The sequence below is a fragment of the Streptomyces sp. NPDC028722 genome (genome assembly GCF_040637655.1).
GTDB lineage: Bacteria > Actinomycetota > Actinomycetes > Streptomycetales > Streptomycetaceae > Streptomyces.
On the sequence record NZ_JBEZWU010000022.1, the window covers coordinates 50,100 to 68,074 of the forward strand.

Annotated in this window: 14 protein-coding genes and 1 pseudogene; 11 read left to right on the forward strand and 4 right to left on the reverse strand. The window is 73.4% G+C overall.

The genetic code is table 11. The features are described from left to right. The first annotated feature begins 61 nt into the window (after positions 1-61). Genes AB0F03_RS28105 through AB0F03_RS28140 form a run of 8 tightly spaced genes read left to right on the forward strand, consistent with a single transcriptional unit; the run spans position 62 to position 8,668 of the window. The gene (locus tag AB0F03_RS28105; RefSeq protein WP_361996795.1) at positions 62-1,486 is read left to right on the forward strand and encodes an extracellular solute-binding protein; all 1,425 of its coding nucleotides are present in this window, start codon (positions 62-64) and stop codon (positions 1,484-1,486) included. After that, positions 1,486-2,370, forward strand: a complete 885-nt coding sequence (locus AB0F03_RS28110) for a sugar ABC transporter permease (protein WP_361996797.1) — start codon at positions 1,486-1,488, stop codon at positions 2,368-2,370. Before AB0F03_RS28105 ends, AB0F03_RS28110 begins: the two co-directional genes overlap by 1 nt. Beyond that, positions 2,367-3,191, forward strand: a complete 825-nt coding sequence (locus tag AB0F03_RS28115; RefSeq protein WP_361996799.1) for a carbohydrate ABC transporter permease — start codon at positions 2,367-2,369, stop codon at positions 3,189-3,191. The genes AB0F03_RS28110 and AB0F03_RS28115 overlap by 4 nt, the downstream gene beginning before the upstream one ends. After that, complete coding sequence (locus AB0F03_RS28120) at positions 3,188-4,276, forward strand: ABC transporter ATP-binding protein (RefSeq protein WP_361996801.1); 1,089 nt, start codon at positions 3,188-3,190, stop codon at positions 4,274-4,276. Before AB0F03_RS28115 ends, AB0F03_RS28120 begins: the two co-directional genes overlap by 4 nt. Next, a complete protein-coding gene (locus AB0F03_RS28125; protein ID WP_361996803.1) occupies positions 4,273-5,100 on the forward strand; it encodes a DeoR/GlpR family DNA-binding transcription regulator in 828 nt (275 codons plus the stop codon). The genes AB0F03_RS28120 and AB0F03_RS28125 overlap by 4 nt, the downstream gene beginning before the upstream one ends. Beyond that, on the forward strand, positions 5,078-6,151 hold the full coding sequence (locus AB0F03_RS28130) for an ABC transporter ATP-binding protein (RefSeq protein ID WP_361996805.1): 1,074 nt from the start codon (positions 5,078-5,080) through the stop codon (positions 6,149-6,151). The genes AB0F03_RS28125 and AB0F03_RS28130 overlap by 23 nt, the downstream gene beginning before the upstream one ends. Beyond that, positions 6,148-7,173 carry a 2-hydroxyacid dehydrogenase gene (locus AB0F03_RS28135; protein WP_361996807.1) on the forward strand — a complete coding sequence of 342 codons (1,026 nt, stop codon included), beginning with the start codon at positions 6,148-6,150 and terminating at the stop codon, positions 7,171-7,173. Before AB0F03_RS28130 ends, AB0F03_RS28135 begins: the two co-directional genes overlap by 4 nt. A 34-nt stretch (positions 7,174-7,207) precedes the next feature. Continuing rightward, positions 7,208-8,668 carry an FGGY-family carbohydrate kinase gene (locus AB0F03_RS28140; RefSeq protein ID WP_361996808.1) on the forward strand — a complete coding sequence of 487 codons (1,461 nt, stop codon included), beginning with the start codon at positions 7,208-7,210 and terminating at the stop codon, positions 8,666-8,668. Here the strand turns inward: AB0F03_RS28140 and AB0F03_RS28145 are convergent. After that, on the reverse strand, positions 8,655-9,317 hold the full coding sequence (locus AB0F03_RS28145) for a DsbA family protein (protein WP_361996810.1): 663 nt from the start codon (positions 9,315-9,317) through the stop codon (positions 8,655-8,657). The two genes, AB0F03_RS28140 and AB0F03_RS28145, sit on opposite strands and share 14 nt — an antisense overlap. Positions 9,318-9,457: 140 nt before the next feature. On the opposite strand from AB0F03_RS28145, the gene pepN reads away from it, so the two are divergent. Next, a complete protein-coding gene (gene pepN / locus AB0F03_RS28150; protein ID WP_361996812.1) occupies positions 9,458-12,040 on the forward strand; it encodes an aminopeptidase N in 2,583 nt (860 codons plus the stop codon). A 207-nt stretch (positions 12,041-12,247) separates the two neighbouring features. Further along, a complete protein-coding gene (locus AB0F03_RS28155) occupies positions 12,248-13,303 on the forward strand; it encodes a hypothetical protein (protein WP_361996814.1) in 1,056 nt (351 codons plus the stop codon). Between the two features lie 28 nt (positions 13,304-13,331). Here the strand turns inward: AB0F03_RS28155 and AB0F03_RS28160 are convergent, their stop codons facing one another. From AB0F03_RS28160 to AB0F03_RS28170, 3 genes are all read right to left on the reverse strand, one after another. Continuing rightward, positions 13,332-14,120, reverse strand: a complete 789-nt coding sequence (locus AB0F03_RS28160; protein ID WP_361996816.1) for a hypothetical protein — start codon at positions 14,118-14,120, stop codon at positions 13,332-13,334. Positions 14,121-14,275: 155 nt separating this feature from the next. Further along, complete coding sequence (locus AB0F03_RS28165) at positions 14,276-15,418, reverse strand: serine hydrolase domain-containing protein (RefSeq protein ID WP_361996818.1); 1,143 nt, start codon at positions 15,416-15,418, stop codon at positions 14,276-14,278. 91 nt (positions 15,419-15,509) lie between these two features. Then, positions 15,510-17,270: a TIGR03767 family metallophosphoesterase gene (locus AB0F03_RS28170; protein ID WP_361996820.1), complete on the reverse strand. Its 1,761-nt coding sequence runs from the start codon at positions 17,268-17,270 to the stop codon at positions 15,510-15,512. Positions 17,271-17,738: 468 nt separating this feature from the next. Here AB0F03_RS28170 and AB0F03_RS28175 point away from each other — a divergent pair. Then, positions 17,739-17,879: pseudogene (locus AB0F03_RS28175) on the forward strand (CGNR zinc finger domain-containing protein); the annotation flags it as partial. Positions 17,880-17,975 lie beyond the last annotated feature (96 nt).

Sequence of the window (17,975 nt, forward strand, 5' to 3'; positions counted from 1 at the left end):
TGTCGAGCCGACTCGCACGGTTGACCGCCCGACCCCACCGCCCCACCGACGGAGGTCCCGGATGGACAGGCACGTGCACGACCGCAGACGCTTCCTCGCGCTCACCGGCACCCTCGCCGCCACCCCGCTGCTCTCCGCCTGCGGCACCGGGTTCGGGGGCGGCCGGCAGGACAAGGGCGGCGGTTCGGCCGCGGACGACGTCACCGGGTCCTTCGACTGGAAGCGGGAGAAGGGCACGACCGTCAAGGCGCTGCTGAACAAGCACCCCTACACCGACGCCCTGATCGCCGACCTGAGGTCGTTCACCGAGAAGACCGGCATCGAGGTGACGTACGACGTCTTCCCCGAGGACAACTACTTCGACAAGCTCACCGTCGACCTGTCCAGCGGACGCGCCTCCTACGACGTGTTCATGCTCGGCGCCTACATGGTGTGGCAGTACGGGCCGCCGGGCTGGCTGGAGGACCTGGGCCCCTGGATGCGCAACTCCTCGGCCACCGCCGCCGAATGGGACCGGTCGGACTTCTTCCCCCACCTCCTCCAGGCCGGCCGGTGGTCGCTGAAGGCGGGCGAACCGCTGGGCCGGGGCGGGCAGTACGCGCTGCCGTGGGGCTGGGAGACCAACGTGGTCGCCTACCACACCGGGGTCTTCCGCAAGCTGGGGCTCAGACCGGCCGAGACCTTCGAGGAACTGCGCGAGCTGGCCGGGGTGATCAAGCGGAAGGCGCCCGGCGCCGGGTTCGACGGGATGTACGGGATCGCGGTGCGCGGCTCACGGAGCTGGGCCACCATCCACCCCGGGTTCATGACGATGTACGCCCGCAACGGCCTGCGCGACTTCACCGTCGAGGGCGGCAGGCTCACGCCCGCCATGAACTCCCCCCGGGCGGTCGCCTTCACCGAGGACTGGGCGGACATGGTGCGGCGGGGCGGGCCGCCGTCCTGGACGTCGTACACCTGGTACCAGTGCTCCAGCGACCTCGGGGCGCAGAAGGCCGGGATGCTCTTCGACGCCGACACGGCCGCCTACTTCCAGGCCGTGAAGGGCGCGAGCCCCGCCTCCGGGCAGATCGCCTTCCATCCGGGGCCGAAGGGACCGGACGGCTCGCTCGCCACCAACATGTGGGTCTGGTCGCTCGGCATGAACTCCCGGAGCCGGCGCAAGAGCGCCGCCTGGCTGTTCCTCCAGTGGGCCACCGGCCGGGAGCACCTGCGCAGGGCCGCCCTCACCGGCAACCACATCGACCCCGTGCGCCGGTCGGTCAGCCAGGACGGCGCCTACAAGGACCGGATGCGGCACCTCCCCGGTTTCCTGGAGACCTTCGAGACGGTCGCCGGCCGGACGCGGATCCAGTTCACCCCGCAGGCGCAGTTCTTCGACACCACCACCAGCTGGGCGGCGGCCCTCCAGGAGATCTACGGCGGGAAGGGCGCCCGGTCCGTGCTGGACGGGCTGGCCGGTGACCTGAAGACGAAGGCCGGCTGATGCGCCGGCGCCCTGGGCTGCGGCCGTACCTGCTCGTGCTGCCGGCGCTGCTGCTGACCTGCGGGATCCTCTACCCGTTCGCGCTCGGCCTGTACTACACCCTGTTCGACTTCTCGGCGGCGAAGCCGCAGCCGGACCTGGTGCGGCTGCACAACTACGCGACGCTCCTGACCCAGGACGCCTTCTGGAACTCGGCGTGGGTGACCGTGCTGTACGCGGTCGGCGCGGCCGGTGCGGAGACCGTGCTCGGGGTGTCCGTCGCCCTGCTGCTGCACCGTTCCTCCCCGGTGGGCCGGGTCCTGGAGAAGATCCTGATCCTGCCGTTGATGATCGCGCCGGTGATCGCGGCGATCATCTGGAAGCTGATGCTCCAGCCGTCCGTGGGGGTGGTCAACCATCTGCTGCGGCCGTTCGGTCTGGGCGGGGTGCAGTGGACGGACACACCGGCGGGGGCGCTGCTGTCGTCGATCGCCGTGGACGTGTGGGTGTACACCCCGTTCGTGGCGGTCCTCGCGCTGGCGGGGCTGCGGTCGCTGCCCGGCTCCCCGTTCGAGGCGGCGGCGGTGGACGGGGCCGGCCGGTGGTACACCCTGCGGCGGCTGACCCTGCCGATGCTGTGGCCGTACGTCCTGGTCGCCGTGATCTTCCGCTTCATGGACTCGCTGAAGGTCTTCGACATCATCTACGCCCTCACCGAGGGCGGCCCCGGGGACTCCACCATGGTGCTCCAGATCCGGGCCTATCTGGAGGCGATCCGGTTCCAGCGGTACTCGTTCGGGATCAGCTACACGATCGTGCTGTGGGCCGTGGTGTACCTGGCGGCGATGGTGCTGGTGCGGCGCCTGGGGCGGATCCAGCGCGGGGCGGCGGAGGTGTCCGGGTGAGAAGACGCCTGCCCGGGTGGCTCGCGGACGCCGCCCTGATCCTCTACTTCGTCTTCGCGCTGTTCCCGGTCGCCTGGATGGTGGTCCTGTCCCTGAAACCGGCCGACCAGCTGTTCAGCACCTACTTCTCCTTCACGCCGACCCTGGAGTCGTACCGGACGGTGCTGGGTGACAGCGAGGGCATCCCGTTCACCCGGTTCTTCGTCAACAGCCTGGTGGTGTCGGTGGGCGCGGTCGCGCTGTCGCTGGTGGTCGGGCTGCCGGCCGCGTACGCCTCGGCGCGCTGGCGGTTCAAGGGCTCGGAGAACCTGATGTTCACGCTGCTGTCGTTCCGCTTCGCCCCCGAACTGACCGTCATCATTCCGCTGTTCGTGCTCTACCAGAAGCTGGGCCTGTTCGACACGTACGTCGGCATGGTGTGGGTGCTCCAGCTGGTCACCCTGCCGCTGGTGGTGTGGATCATGCGGTCGTACTTCGCCGACCTGACCCCGGAGCTGGAGCAGGCGGCCCTGCTCGACGGGTACACGCGCCGGCAGGCGTTCTTCCGGGTCGCCCTGCCGCTGGTCAGGCCGGGCGTCGCCGCCGTGTCGCTGCTGGCGTTCATCTTCGCCTGGAACAACTTCGTCTTCCCGCTGATCCTCACCTCCCGCGAGGCCCAGACGGTGACCGTGGGCGCGCTGTCCTTCCTCGGCGGCGACCGCCCCCGCTACAACCTCACGGCCGCTGCCGCCCTCGTCTCCGTCGTCCCGCCGCTGCTGCTGGCGCTGACCATCCAGCGCTACCTGGTGCGCGGGCTGTCGTTCGGGGCGGTCAAGTCATGAGCATCACCCTGCGCGACGTACGCAAGTCGTACGGCCGGACCAGCGCCCTGGACGGGGTCGCACTCGACGTACGGGAGGGCGAGTTCTTCTGCCTGCTCGGGCCGTCGGGCGCCGGCAAGACGACCACCCTGAAGACGGTCGCCGGGCTGGAACGGCCGGACGCCGGCACGGTCGAGATCGGCGGCCGGGACATGCGGGACGTGGAGCCCTACGACCGGGGCGTGGCCATGTGCTTCGAGAGCTACGCCCTGTACCCGCACCGGTCCGTGTACGACAACCTGGTCTCGCCGCTGCGCTCCCCGCGCCACCGGCTGCCCGCCGCCGAGGCCCGCGACCGGGTCGGTGCCGTCGCCGAACTCCTCGGCATCAGCGGCCTGCTGGACCGCTCCCCCGGCCAGCTGTCGAACGGGCAGCGGCAGCGGGTCGCGCTCGGCCGGGTGCTGGTCCGCCCGGCCCGCGCGTTCCTGCTGGACGAGCCGCTGTCCCACCTCGACGCCAAGCTGCGCCAGCGGATGCGGGCCGAGCTGAAGGCGATCGGCGCCGTCCGGCGTACCACCACCCTGTACGTCACCCACGACTCCGTGGAGGCGCTGGCGCTGGGCGACCGGATCGGGGTCATCCGCGGCGGCCGCATCGTGCAGACCGGCGCCCCGGAGGACATCTGGTACCGGCCGTACGACACCGAGGTCGCGCGGGCCTTCGGCCGGCCCCGGATCAACCTGCTGCCGGGAGTGGTCACCGAGTCCGGGGACTTCCGGTCGGCGGACGGGGCGCTCACCCTGCCGCTGCCGGTGCGGGCCGCCGCCGGCACCGGGGTGCTGGTCGGGGTGCGGCCCCGGGACGTGTCGCTGACCGGCGGCGGACACCGGATCGCCGGGAGCGTGTACGTCACCGAGGTGCTCGGCCGGTCCGTGGAGGTGACCGTGCGGATCGGCGCCCAGCACCTGTCGTTCGTCGCGGACCGCGCCGAGGCGGCCGGACTGCGTCCCGACGACCCGGTCCGCCCGGCCGTCCGGCCTGAGAACCTGCTGGTGTTCGAGGCCGACCGGCCACAGCGCCCAGGACGACGGATAGAGCAGAGATGAGCAGCAGCGGTGCACAGCAGGGACCCGCGGCCCGGCAGGCCGCCCTGGCCGAACGCGTCCTCGCCGAGGGCTCGGCGAGCGCGGCCGAACTGGCCGAGCGGTTCGGGGTGAGCCTGATGACCATCCACCGCGACCTGGACGAACTCGAACGGCAGGGCATCGTGCGGAAGTTCCGCGGCGGGGTGACCGCGCAGCCCTCCGGGGTGTTCGAGTCGAACGTGCAGTACCGGCTGAAGACCATGCGCGCGCAGAAGGCCGCGCTCGCCGCGCACGCCCTGAGGCACATCGAGCCCGGCATGGCGATCCTGCTCGACGACTCCACCACCACCCTGGAGATAGCCCGCCTGCTGCGGTCCGGGGAGATCACCCCGCTGACCGTCGTCACCAACTTCCTGGAGGCCGTCAACCTGCTCGCCGGCCGGCGGGGCATCCACCTGGTCGCGCTCGGCGGCGACTACGACCGGCTGCACTCCTCCTTCCTCGGGGTGTCCTGCGTGGACGCGGTCGGGCAACTGCGCGTCGACGTCGGGTTCGTGTCCACCTCCGGGGTGCACGGCGGCCACGCCTACCACCAGGAGCAGCACATCGTGTCCGTGAAGCGGGCCATGCTCGACTCGGCCGCCCGCACCCTGCTGCTGGCCGACCACACCAAGCTGGGCCGGGTCGCCCTGCACCGGGTCGCCCCGCTCTCCCGCTTCGACCTGCTGCTGGTGGACGACGGCGCCACCCCGGAGGCACTGCGCGACCTGGACGAGCACAAGGTGCGCTACGAGGTGTGCGCCACCGGCACGAGGGAGGGCGATGACCGCGCTGGAGTTACGTGAGCTGCGCAAGACCTACCGGCCGCGGGGCCGCCCGCCGGTGGAGGCGGTCCGGGGCATCGACCTGCGCCTGGACTCCGGGGAACTGCTCGGCCTGCTGGGCCCGTCGGGCTGCGGGAAGTCCACGACCCTGCGGATGATCGCGGGTCTGGAACCGGTGACCGGCGGCGACATCCTGGTCGGCGGCGCCTCCGTGGCCGACCGGCCGGCACAGCGGCGGAACGTCGGGGTGGCCTTCGAGAACTACGCCCTGTATCCGCCGCTCACCGTCGCGGAGAACCTGGCGTTCGGACTGCGGGCCCGCCGCGGGAGCGACCGGGACGACGTGCGGCGCCGGGTCGCCCGGATCGCCGAGCGGGTCGGCCTCACCGACGTCCTCGACGCCCGCCCGGCCGGCCTGTCCAGCGGGCAGAAACAGCGCGTGTCCCTGGCGCGCGCCCTGATCCGGGAACCGGACGTCCTCCTGCTGGACGAGCCGCTGTCCCACCTGGACGCCGCCCAGCGCGACAGCACCCGCCGCGAACTCAAGCGCATCCAGCGGGACCTGGGCCACACCACCATCCTCGTCACCCACGACCAGGAGGAGGCGCTGTCCCTGGCCGACCGGATCGCCGTCATGCGGGACGGCGTCGTCCAGCAGCTCGGCACCCCGTACGAGATCTACGACCGTCCCGCCACCACATTCGTGGCGGACTTCGTCGGCGAACCCGCGATCAACCTGCTGCCCGGCGTCGCCGACGGCGACGGCCACGCCCGGCTGTCCCCAGGGGTGCGCGTCCCGCTGCCGGCGGCGGTGCCGGCGGGCCGGCCGGTGGTGGCCGGCATCCGCCCCGAGGACCTGGGCCTGACCGGCGCCGACGGCATCCCCGCCCGGGTCGTCGCCCACGAACCCCTGCTGGAGTCCGGCATCGCCACCCTCGCCCTCGCCGGGGTGGCACGGCACCTGGTGGTCCTCACCGGGCCCGGGGTGCGCCTCGCCCACGACGAACAGGTCCGGGTGGCGGCCGGGCTCGTCCATGTCTTCGACGCCGAGACAGGAGATTCACTGCGATGACCAACGGTGCCGTACGTGTGGTGGCCGCCGGCGACCACTTCGTCCTGCCGTCCCTGATCACCCGCGCCCTGGCGGAGGAGACCGACGTCGAGACGCGGGAGCTGACGCTCGGCTGGCCGCTGGAACCGTTCGGGCCGGTCGCCGAGGTGAGCGAGGCCAGCGACGCCGAGGAGGAGCTGATCGGCGCGCTCGACGGCGCGCAGGTCCTGGTCACCCAGATGGGACCGGTCACCGAGCGGGTCCTCGAAGCCTGCCCGGCGCTGCGGCTGGTCGTCGTCTGCCGGGGCGGCCCGGTGAACGTCAACCTGGACGCGGCACGGCGGCACGGCGTGCTGGTGTGCTTCGCGCCCGGCCGCAACGCCGCCGCCACCGCCGAGTTCACCGTCGGCCTGCTGCTCGCCGCCCTGCGCCGCATCCCGCAGGCCCACGACCTGCTGGCCCGGCAGGGAAGCTGGGCGGGAGCGACGTACTACACGTACGAGCACAGCGGTCTGGAGCTGGAGGACCTGCCCGTCGGGCTCGTCGGCTACGGCGCGGTCGGCAGCCGGGTCGCCCGGGTGCTGTGCGCGTTCGGGGCGCGGGTGATGGTGTACGACCCGTATGTGCGCGGCGAGGTGCACGGGCTGCGGCTGACCTCCCTGGACGACCTGCTGCGCCGCTCGGCCGTGATCAGTCTGCACGCCCGGCTCACCGAGGAGACCCGCGGTCTGATCGGCGCCCGCGAGCTGGCGCTGCTGCCGCCGGGCGCGGTGGTGGTCAACGCGGCCCGGGGTCCGCTGCTGGACGAGGACGCGCTGTGCGACGCGCTCGGGCAGGGGCGGCTGTCGGCGGCGGCCCTGGACACCTACGCCCGCGAGCCGCTCCCGCCCGACTCGCGGCTGCGTCCGCTCGCCGGCCGGGTCGTGCTCACCCCGCATCTGGGCGGGGCGAGCCGGGCGGTGGCGCAGAAGGCCGCGCGGATCGCGGCGGCCGAGGTGGGCCGCTGGGTGCGCGGGGAGCCGCTCGCGCACTGCCTGACCTGAACGGGCCCGGCACACGAGAGGGAGGAGGGGTGTCATGTTCGTCGGGATCGATGTGGGCACGTCCCTGGTGAAGGCCGCGGCCTTCGACCGTTCCGGCCGGGCGCTGGCCGTGGAGGCCCGCCCGGTGCGGCTCGACCTGCGCGGCGGGGCGGTGGAGCAGGACGCGGACGAGGTGTACGCGGCCGTCACCGCCATGCTGGAGGCGCTGATCGCGCGGGTGCCGGAGCCCGTGGAGCTGGCCGGGCTGACCGGGCAGGGCGACGGGCTGTGGCTGGTGGACGCGGCGGGCCGGCCGGTGCGGGCGGCGATCTCCTGGATGGACGGCCGGGCGCACGAGCTGGTGGACCGCTGGCTGGCGGACGGCACCGTCGAGGCCGTCTTCCGGCGCACCGGCGGCGCGCTGTTCCCGGGCAGCCCGGGTCCGCTGCTGGCCTGGCTGGACCGGCACGAGCCGGCCGCCCTGGACCGGGCCGCGGCGGCCGTGTGCTGCAAGGACCTGGTCTTCCAGCGGCTGACCGGCGCCGGGCGGGCGGTGACGGACGTGTCCGACGCGTCGATGCCGTTCCTGGACCCGCGCACCCGGTCCTACGACGACGGGGTGCTGGAGCTGCTCGGGCTGAGCCACCGGCGGGAGCTGCTGCCGGAGATCGGCGACCCGGTCGCGGCCGGCGGGGCGGCCGGCGAGGGGCTGCCCGCCGGGACGCCGCTGGCGAACGGACCGTACGACCTGGCCGCCTGCGCGCTGGGCGCGGGGGTCACCGCGCCCGGCGACGGGCTGCTGATCGTCGGCACCTGTCTGGCGAGCCTGGTCGTCACCACCGGGCTGGACCTCGGCGGCGAACCGGCCGGCCTGTACATCTCCACCGACCGGCCGGGCCACCGGCTGCGCGCGATGCCCGCGATGGTCGGCACGGCGGCCCTGGACTGGGTGCTGGCCACGACGGGCGCCCGCCACCAGGAGCTGGAGGCCCTGCTCGCCGAGGCGCCGCCCGGCTCGGCCGGGGTGCGCGTGCTGCCGTACTTCGCGCCCTCCGGCGAACGGGCGCCGTTCGTGGAGCCGGGGCTGCGAGCCGACCTGCTCGGTGTGTCCCTGGAGACGCGCCCCGCCGACCTGGTCCGGGCCACCTGCGAGGGCATCGGCTACGCGGCCCGGCACTGTCTGGCGGCGGCGGGTCTGACCGGGACGCTCGCGGTGTGCGGCGGCGGCACCCGCAGCCCGGCCTGGACACAGCTGCTGGCCGACGTGCTGGGCCGGCCGCTGCGGGTGGTGGAGGGTGAGGTCGGCGCGCGGGGCGCGGTGCTGGCGGCGGCCGGGCGGTACGGCGTGCCGGTGGACGCCGGGGCGTGGACGCGGCCCACCCGGCTGGTCGACCCCGACCCGTACCGGGCGGCGTACTACGCACAGGGCTACGCGGAGCACCTGGAGCTGCTGGCCGGGGCGCGGGAACGGGCCCGGCCGCGGACCGGGCCCGTCACCGGTGTCACAGGTTGCTGAAGTCGGGGCCCTTCGTCCGGGACCGCTTGATCTCGTAGAAGCCCGGCACGGAGGCCACGGCGAGCGTGCCGTCCCACAGGCGGGCCGCCTCCTCGCCCTGCGGCGCGGGGGTGACGACCGGGCCGAAGAAGGCGATCTGCTCGCCGTCGGGGCCGGGGACCGCGATGACCGGGGTGCCGACGTCCTGGCCGACCTTCTCGATGCCCTCCTTGTGGGAGGCGCGCAGCTCGGCGTCGAACTCGAAGTCCTCCTGGCCGGCGTAGTCGATCAGCTCGGCGGGCAGGCCCACGTCGGCGAGCGCGCCGGCGATCGCCTCCAGGGTCGGGCCCTCCTCGTTGTTGTGGATGCGGGTGCCGAGCGCGGTGTAGAGCGGGCCGAGGACGTCGGCGCCGTGCTTCTGCCAGGCCGCGGTGACCACGCGCACCGGCGGCCACGCCTTGGTCCGAAGCAGGTCGCGGTACTCCTCGGGCAGCTCGTCGAGCCTGTCCTCGTTGAGCACGGCGAGGCTCATGAGGTGCCAGCGGACCTCGATGTCGCGGACCTTCTCCACCTCGAGCACCCACCGGGAGGTCATCCAGGCCCACGGGCACAGGGGGTCGAACCAGAAGTCGACGGGGGTCTTGCCGGACGGGCTGGCGGTCTCGGACACGGAAGGCTCCTTGGACGGACGTCGTTTGCCTGGACAACGAGGTCACCGCCCGTCGCATTCCCCGCTGTCCGCCGTCAGGACCGCATGGCAGGATCGGTCCTGTTCCGCCACCATCACGCGATCACAAGGGAGTGCCGTCCGTGCCCGGTGAGAATCTGTCCCGCGACGAGGCCCGGGAGCGGGCCGCCCTGCTGTCCGTCGACGGGTACGACGTGTTCCTCGACATCCGGTCCGCCGTCGGTGACGACGGCGGCGAGCCGCGCACGTTCCGCTCGGTGACCACCGTCCGCTTCCGCTGCGCGGAGCCGGGCGCGGCGAGCTTCGCCGACCTGATCGCCCCCGGCGTCACGGCCGTCTCGCTCAACGGCCGGGACCTGGACCCGGGCGAGGTCTTCGACGGCTCCCGGATCCTGCTGGAGGACCTGGCCGCGGAGAACGAGCTGGTGGTGGACGCCCGGTGCGCCTACTCGCGCACCGGTGAGGGCCTGCACCGCTTCGTCGACCCGGAGGACGGCGAGGTCTACCTGTACACCCAGTACGAGCCGGCCGACGCCCGCCGGGTCTTCGCGAACTTCGAACAGCCCGACCTGAAGGCGCCGTACCGCTTCGAGGTGCGGGCACCCGAGGGCTGGACGGTGTGGAGCAACGGTGCCGGTGAACTCGCCGACGGGGTGTGGCGGTTCGCGGAGACCAAGCCGATCTCGACGTACATCACCTGTGTGGTGGCGGGCCCGTACCACTATGTGACGGACTCCTACACGCGGACCTTCGAGGACGGCACGAAGCTGGAGATCGCGCTCGGCGCGATGTGCCGCAGGGGGCTGGCGCCGCACTTCGACGCGGACGACGTCTTCCTGGTCACCAAGCAGGGCCTGGACTTCTTCCACGACCACTTCGACTTCCCGTACCCGTTCGGCAAGTACGACCAGGCGTTCGTGCCGGAGTACAACCTCGGCGCGATGGAGAACCCGGGCCTGGTGACCTTCCGCGAGGAGTACATCTTCCGCGGGAAGGTGACACAGGCGTCGTACGAGGCGCGGGCCAACGTCATCCTGCACGAGATGGCGCACATGTGGTTCGGCGACCTGGTCACCATGGTCTGGTGGGACGACCTGTGGCTGAAGGAGTCCTTCGCGGACTTCATGGGCACGTTCGCGAACGTGGGCGCGACCCGCTTCCGGGACGCCTGGGTCACCTTCGCCAACCGCCGCAAGGCCTGGGCGTACCGGGCGGACCAGCTGCCGTCCACGCATCCGGTCACCGCGGACATCCGCGACCTCCAGGACGCCAAGCTGAACTTCGACGGCATCACCTACGCCAAGGGCGCCTCGGTGCTGAAGCAGCTGGTGGCGTACGTCGGCCAGGACGCGTTCCTGGAGGGTGCCCGGCGCTACTTCAAGCGCAACGCGTACAGCAACACGCGCCTGGGCGACCTGCTGTCGGTGCTGGCCGAGACCAGCGGCCGGGACATGTCGGGCTGGGCGCGGTCCTGGCTCCAGACGGCCGGGGTGAACGCGCTGACCCCGCAGGTGCTGCTGGACACCGAGGGCGGCCGGATCGCCGAGCTGGCGGTGGTGCAGGAGGCGGCCGAGTCGCATCCCGAACTGCGTCCGCACCGGGTCGCGGTGGGCCTGTACCGCACCACGCCGCAGGGCGTGCTCGAGCGGTACGCGCGCGTGGAGACGGACGTGGCCGGTCCCCGGACGGTCGTGGCGGAGCTGGCGGGCGAGCAGGCACCGGAGCTGGTGCTGGTCAACGACGACGACCTCACCTACTGCAAGATCCGTTTCGACGAGACCTCGCTGATGACCCTGCGCGCCCGGCTGGGCGCGCTCACCGACCCGCTCGCCCGCGCCCTGTGCTGGTCGGCGCTGTGGAACCTGACCCGGGACGGGCTGCTGCCGGCCCGGGACTTCATCGCCCTGGTGCTGCGCTTCGCGGGCCGCGAGTCCGACATCGGTGTGCTCCAGATGCTGCACGCCTGGGCGGACTCGGCACTGGTGCACTACGCGGCGCCGGCGTGGCGGGAGACGGGCGGGCGGCTGCTGGCGGAGGGCGCGCTGCGGGAGCTGCGGGCGGCCGGACCGGGCAGTGAGCAGCAGCTGGCGTGGGCGCGGTTCTTCGCGGCCGTGGCCGCTTCCGAGGGCGACCTCGCTCTGCTGCGGGACCTGCTGGACGGCACCACCGGGATCGACGGCCTGGTGGTGGACCAGGAGCTGCGCTGGGTGTTCCTGGAGCCGCTGGCGGCGCACGGGGTGGCCGGCGAGCGGGAACTGGCGGCCGAGCTGGCCCGGGACGACACGGCGTCCGGCAGGCGGCACCAGGTGCGCTGCCTGGCCGCCCGTCCGTCGGCGGCGGTCAAGGCGCAGGCGTGGGCGCAGGTGGTGGAGTCGGAGGCGCTGTCGAACGCGCATGTGGAGGCGACGATCGCGGGCTTCGCCCGGCCGTCGCAGCGGGAGCTGACCGCGCCGTACGCGCAGCTGTACTTCGCGGCGATCGAGCGGGTGTGGCGGGAGCGGTCGATCCAGATCGGCATGGACGTGGTGCGGGGTCTGTTCCCGGCGTACCAGGACCGCCCGGAGACGCTGGAGGCGACGGACGCGTGGCTCCGGGCGCACGCGGACGCCGCGCCGGCGCTGCGCCGGCTGGTGCTGGAGGCGCGGGACGACCTGGCGCGGGCGCTGCGGGCACAGGAGTGCGACGCGGCGGCGGCCGGCCACTGAGCCTTGGCCTGAGCCTGCCCGGTGGGTGACCGTTACGAGATGTGGTCACACATCACCGTGACCCCTGGTCCGCACCCGATCGGACCAGGGGTTTCCCGTTCCTACTCGGCACCCGAACACCTGACCTTTAGTCCCGTCCTGTCCGCATTGTTCGACGGCCGTGTAACAGCGGTTAGAGGAGGGGCCCGGCGCGGGAATCCCCCCGCCATGACGCACGACGCCCCGCTCTCCCCCCGCTCCCTGAGCCACCTCTCCGACGTCCACCGCCGGGTGCTGACGGCGGTTCAGCTCCGCGCCCACGGTGTGACACCGGCCGAGCAGACCGAGCAGTGCCGTCCCGGCGGCCCCTGGCGGGAACTGCTGCCGAACGTCGTCCTGCTGCACCCCGGCCCGCCGACCGGCGAGGAACGGCTGCACGGGGCCCTGCTGTACGCGGCCCGCGCGGCGGCGCAGGCCGTACCCGTCCAGCCGACGTCCGCGTCGGCGCACCGGCCCCGGTACGCGGAGGCGGTGCTCACCGGCCTGGCGGCGCTCACCCTGCACGGCTTCTCCCACACCCCGGCGCCGGACGCCCTGGACCGGGTGGACGTCCTGGTCCCGCGGCTGCGCCGGCTGCGTTCCACGGGCTACGTCCGCGTCCTGCGCACCGCCGACCTGCCCGTGCCGCACCCGGTGTCGGGCCTGCCGGTGGCGCCGGTGCCGCGGGCGCTGGCGGACGCGGTGGCGGAGCTGACGGACGCGGAGGCGGTACGGCGGCTGCTGACCGAGGCGGTGCGCGGGGGGCACTGCGAACCGGTGGCGGTGGTGCGGGAGCTGACCCGGGCGAAGCTGCTGGGCCGGGCGCACGTGGTGGCCGCGGTGGACTCGCTGGTGGCCGAGGGCCGCTCGGCCGCCGAGGACCGCCTGTACCGGATGGTCCGCGAGTGCGGGCTGCCCGACCCGGTGTGGAACGTCGACCTGCGCCTGCCCGGCGGACCGCACCTGGGCGGCGTGGACGCCTACTGGCCCGACCACGCCGTCGCCGTCGAACTGGACACGCGCGCCCCCCTGCCGGACCACCGGGACGACGACGCGCTGTGGTCGGAGTACGCCCGCAAGCGCGAGCACCTGGAACGGCTGGGGATCACGGTCGTCTACACCACCCCGAAGAAGCTCCGGGACTGTCCGGAGCAGCAGGCGGCGGTGGTGCGGACGGCGCTCATGGCGTCCGGCGACCGCGATCCGGCCGCGTACGTCGTGGTCCTGCCCCGGTGGCCGGGGTGACCCTACAAAGCACCGGGGGCCGGGGCGGTCACCGGCGGTGACTCGGACGCAGCGAGGCGGGCAGCGGCTCCAGCGACGCGCACAGGGCGGCCGGGAACGCGGGCTCCACGCGCCGTACGTCCCGGCAGCCCCCGGCCGCGCCGTCCAGGACCGGCACCCATCCGGACTTCCGGGCCCGGAAGAACCAGCGGGCGCCCAGCCGGGACGAACAGCCTGGTTCCGAGGTGTCGTCGCACGCCGGACCGGTGCGCCACGAGAGGTCCAGCACCAGCCACTTGCCGTCGCACCGCTCGGCGTCCCGGTAGGTGTGGTGGGGCACGTCCGCCGCCAGCACCGCCTGGTCGTAGGAGCCGGCGGTGCACCCGGTCCTCGGCGGGTCGCAGCCCAGCCGCCCGCACAGGCGCAGCGCGGACGGCCCGGCGCCGTGGCGGGTGAAGTGCGTGTAGTGGTCCACGATCACGTCCAGCCCGCCCAGCGGCTCCGGCAGTCTCACCCGGGTGGTGGCGGGCTTCTCCCGCGTGCACCCCGAACCGCGATCCCCCGACGGGGAGGAGTAGGTGACCTGCACCCACACGGCGCCGTTCACCCGGTCGGTGGCCACGGCCCTGAGGTCCCGCACGCAGGCCGCGGCGCCACTGGGCACGGGTACGTCGACGCTGAGCGTGCGGTCGTCGGCGCCGACGCGGACGGCGGTGACCGAGGAGGGCTGCATCGTGGTCCACGGCAGGTGCGCGGCCCCGCCGGGCGCGCCGGCCCGCAGGGTGCCGCACGCCCCGAGCAGCAGCGCGGCGACCGCGACGAGCAGGGCGGCCACCACCGCCGCGCCACGCCGTCCTCCGTCTCCGCCGCCGGACCGTGGACCCACTGGGCATCCCCCCTGATGCGCCGACCCGGCCCCGCCGTTCGGGGCGGGGCCGCTGCCACGGTACCCGCGCCGAACGGCGGGGCGGGACCGGGGGACCGGGACGGTGGTCAGCAGAACTCCGCCCGCACCACCGCCTCCGGGTCCCCGGTCCAGTCCGCGTTCAGGTTCAGGGCCAGGGAGTGCCGGCCGTCCTCGGTCGTCGCCGCGTCGGACAGGGAGCCGTGGATGCCGCCGTCATGGCCCCAGACGCGCACCCCGCAGTCCAGCACGGTCTCCTGGAGGCCGAGGCCGTAACCGGTGCGGGGCGCCTCGTCGCTCTTCACGGTGGTCTTCATCTCCGTCAGCTGCCGCGGCGGCAGGAGCTTCCCGCGCAGCAGGGCGCTGTAGAAGCGGTCCAGGTCGGCGGAGTCGGAGATCATCTCACCGGCGGAGGAGGCGAGGGAGGGATTGAGCTCCGTGACGTCGTACGTCGGGCCCGTCGCCGTCTCGGCGAGCTTGCCGTAGGCACGGCTGCTGGGCCGCGGGACGGTGACCCTCGTACCGGGGACGGAGGTGGCCGTCAGGTGCAGGGGCTCGATGATGCGGCGGCGGATCTCCGTGGCGTAGGGGTGGCCCGTCACCTTCGCGATGACCATGCCGGCCAGGACGTAGTTGGTGTTGGAGTAGTGCCAGGACGCGCCCGGCGTGAAGTACGGACCGTGCCGCATCGCGATCGCCACGAGGTCCTGCGGGGCGAGCGTGTCGTAGCGGTGCCGCAGGAAGCCGTCCTTGAGGAAGTAGGTGCGGGCGAACTCCTCGTCCTCCGTGTAGTTGTGGATGCCGCTGGTGTGGTTGAGCAGCTGCCGGACGGTGATCGCGCGGCCGTCGTGGCCGTGGCCGCGGACGACGCCCGGCAGCCACGCGTCCACCGTGTCGTCCAGGGAGAGCCGGCCCTCCGCCTCCAGCTGGAGCAGGACGGTGGCGACGAAGGTCTTGGTGATGCTGCCGACGCGGTAGCGGTCGGCGGCCGAACGCGGCGCGCCCGTGCGGGTGTCGCCCACACCGGCGGTCGCCGACCAGGTGCCGTGGGCGTCCCGCGCGGTGGCGGTCACCCCGGGCACACCCTCCCGGACGACCGCCTCGACGGCCTCACGGGTCGCGGCGTGGCCGTGCCCGTGGCGGGCGGGGCCGGCCGCCGCCACGGCCGGGGCCGCGAGGGCCACGGAGAGCAGCAGGGCGGCGGTGCCCGCCAGAGTCGTCCATACGCGCATGTCTTCCCCCAGGGAGTGGAGCCGGTGCGTCGCGGGAAGGGACCGCGGCCGGGGCGCGGGGGTTGCGCGGGTTGGGCCGGTTGAGTGATTCTCAGCCCTTCTTGAGGACCAGTTCCGTGTTCCGGTCGGCCGCGTGGCCCGCGAGGGCCTTGTTGGCGCCGGGGGCGTTGTAGGACAGCTCGCGGTAGAGCGCGGCGAGGCCGGTCTGGGAGAGGTCGGCGTAATCGGTGCGGTGCGGGGCGGCGGCCTCGATCAGCGTCGTGAACAGGGAGATCGTGCCGTCTTTGTTGTCGGCCAGTTCGATGACCCGGGCGAGCTGGGGGAAGTCGACGTGCGAGGCGGTGGAGACCTCCCAGAAGGAACGGCCGCCGGAGGCCCGGTGCGGGGTGACGACGTTCTTGTGGATGTGGCCGTTCACCCAGGCCAGCACGTTGGCGTGGGCGGACAGCACGGAGATCACCTCGGCGCCGCCGTGCCGCTGCTCGCCCGGACGGGCCGGGTCGGGGCGGGTGTTGGTCATCGTCGTGCTGGTGTGGTGGCTGAAGACGACGGCGTACGAGTCCTTGTGCTCCTTCAGCGTCCTGTCGAGCCACTTCAGCTGGGCGGTGCCGATCGAGCCCTCGTAGTGGCCGCCGGCGTCGGTGGTGTCGAGGCTGATGCCGATGACGTCGTCGGAGACACGGAAGGCGTAGTACTGGGTGCCCGCGTCCAGGTTGGCCGAGGAGTAGCCGTGCCCGACCGGGCCGGCACCCTGGTGGGCGGGGTCCAGATGGGCCTTGAGGTAGTCCGCCTGGGTGTACGGGGCCCGCTTCTCGTCCGGCGTGACCGCGCGCATGGAGCGGGCGTGGGCCTTGAGGAAGTCCCGGTAGCCGGTGCCCCGGGGGTCCTTGGCGTTCTTGATGGCGTCCTGGAGCTTCTTGGCGTCGGCGGCGGGGACGCTCAGCAGCTTCCGGCCGCCGATGGCCGCCTCGGTGAGGTAGGGGTCGCCGTGGGAGCCGTAGCAGCCGAGCGGGAGGGCGTCGTGGTTGCCGGCGGTGGAGTACCAGGGCAGGTCGAGGCCGGGGCTCCGCACCTCGCGGATCGCGGCGGCCAGGAAGCCCTTCAGGTAGGGGAAGCCGAGCGCCTTGTCGTGGTCGCGGGCGCCGGAGCCGGGCTGCCAGTACAGCGGGAGACCGCTGTTCTGCACGCCCTCGTAATGCTTCGGGTCACCGGAGTTGGGGGTGATGCGGCCCCCGCTCATCACCTTCATGAACCACTCCAGCTCGGAGTGGGCGTTGTTGTCGGTGTTGTCGCCGGTGGTCATCACGAAGTGCAGCGGGGCCCCGGTGACGGGGGCGCCCCGCAGCGCGTTGACCCGCTCCACGAGGGAGACGGCGCCGGGCACGGTGAGGGCCTCGTGCGGGCGCCAGGCATGCACGTCGTGGGAGCGCAGGTACTCCAGGCGCAGCGGGTGCTGGACGTCCATCAGGTGCAGGTCGGTGAACTGCACGAACGCGGCGAGGGCCGTACGGCGGGCGGCGCGGCCGGATCCGGGCGTCGCCAGCTCGGTGCGCACGACCCGCTGCCAGCCGGGCCCGTCGCCGAGGCGGCGGTAGCCGGAGCTGTTCCGCGGGGTGGCGACGGAGGCGACGGTGGTGCCCTTGGTGAAGGGGGCGAGCGGGGTGGTGGCGGCCTGCCGGGAGTGGGCGACGGGCGTTTCCTCCGCCGCCCCGGCGGCGGTGGCGGCCCGGCTGTCGGTGGGGCGGAGGGCGTAGCCGGCGCCCGCGGAGAGCGAGACGGCTGCGGCGGCGGCGAGGACGGTACGGCGGTCGACCCCTGCGGCAAGGGCGGCGACAGAGCGTGTGCGCGACATGGCGCGATCTCCCCGGGTGCGAACGCGTCGGCAGTGGTCGCGGGCCGTCACGGACGCGAACGTCCCGCTCACCATGGATCGTTGGCAGCGGGGATGGCCTGCGCGTGAACGCGGTGGCAACGCGTGACGCCGATCACCGTACGTGGATCACGGGGTACCGGGCGCGGCCATGGAGTGGATCGCGGACCGCCGGAGACCGGTCACTCCCCGTTCACTTCCCTGGGTAGGGGAGGGATTTCGGCCGGTGCCGGCGGAACCGGCGCACGCACCGGAGGAGTTGCCCGTCGGCGGCCTCGCGCTCGCGGACGGTCGGGTGGGAGGAGCCGGCACACCGGGGCCGGTCACCGCGGCACGGCGACCGGTCCCCCTTGCCGGCCGCCCGAGGAACCCGGGTTCGCCGACCCGTCCTGGGGGCCGGCCCTGCTCGCCGCGCGGGCCGTCCGGACCTGCCGGCCCGGGCCCCGGAAGCGCGTCCGAACCTGCTCCGGCACCGGCCGCGTCCCGTGCTTCTTCGACACGTCCCGCGACGGCGCCCGGCGCTGGTGCTCGATGGCCGGGTGCGGCAACCGGGCCGAGGCGTCCCGGCATTACGCCTGTTCCAGGAGAACCGAGCGGAACCCGGACGACTCGGGCCGGACCGGTGCACATCCCATCGCGGGTTTTCCCCATATATTCATATCGATTCGGTCAACGGCCCCTCAAGGA